This window comes from Serratia sp. PGPR-27, assembly GCF_022678525.1.
GTDB classification, from domain to species: domain Bacteria; phylum Pseudomonadota; class Gammaproteobacteria; order Enterobacterales; family Enterobacteriaceae; genus Serratia; species Serratia nematodiphila.
This window is the reverse complement of sequence record NZ_JALBYS010000082.1, coordinates 1-917: the sequence shown is the minus strand read 5'-3', so window position 1 is coordinate 917 and position 917 is coordinate 1. Positions and strand designations below refer to the sequence as shown.

Annotated in this window: 1 protein-coding gene; it reads right to left on the bottom strand. The window is 70.0% G+C overall.

Annotation, left to right across the window (positions count from 1 at the left end):
• Window positions 1-917: autotransporter outer membrane beta-barrel domain-containing protein (locus MMS95_RS24105; RefSeq protein ID WP_242142434.1), on the bottom strand; the 917-nt coding region annotated here is incomplete at both ends.

Sequence of the window (917 nt, the reverse complement as noted above, 5' to 3'; positions counted from 1 at the left end):
TGCTGCTTGTCGCCGCGCAGCGCCGCTGCGCCGCCGCTTTCCGCGATGCCGTTGTTTTCAAAGTTCACGTACGCCAGGTTGACGAACGGCTCCAGGTTCAGCCACTCACCCTTCACGCTGTAACCCGCTTCCGCGAACAGCTGCTCGGTGCGCGCGCTGTACTTCGCCGTGTCGCGGTCCGACTGCATCCCGTAGTTCACCGACCGCTTGGTATCGATGCGGTGCCAGGTGTAGCCCGCTCCGCCACGCAGCGCCAGCGCGCCAAACTGCTTGTCGCCGTACGCCGCCAGGTGGTAGTTGTCGCTGTCCGCCTTCGACCCGTACCCGCCGTGCAGCGAGGTGCGGGTGTAGCCGGTCGCCACCCCCAGCCGCCAGTCGGCCGCCGCCGCCGAGTCCAGCCCCACCAGCACCCCGTAGGTCGAGGCCTGATAGCCGGTGGCGTTGGCGTCGCCCGATGCATGGTCCCACGCCCCCAGCAGTTGCGCCCAGGCGCCGTCCTCGTCCGCCTTGATGGCCGACGAGCTCGCCAGCCCTTCCGCCTGACGCAGACGCCCGTTCAGCGCCTCACGCAGGTAGCGGCTGTCGTTCACCAGCGCCGACGCGATGTCCGCATGGATTTGCCCCGACAGCTGGCGGAACGCCTGCCGCGCCTCGCCCGCCGAGCCGCTGCTGAGCAGGCTCTCGTACACCGGGTTGCCCGCCGCCAGCGCATCCGCCGCCGCCGCCACCGCCCGCTCGTTCGCCGTCTGCGCCACGCTGGCGAAGCTTGTGCCGTTGCGCCCGACGCTCAGCGTCACCCCATTCGGCTGGTAGCTCAGCCCGGTGCCGAGGAACAGGTAGTTCGGCGCCACCGCGTCAAACTGCCCGCTCACCCCCTGCTGCGCGCTCAGGATGGTGTACTGCTGGCCCAGCAGGCT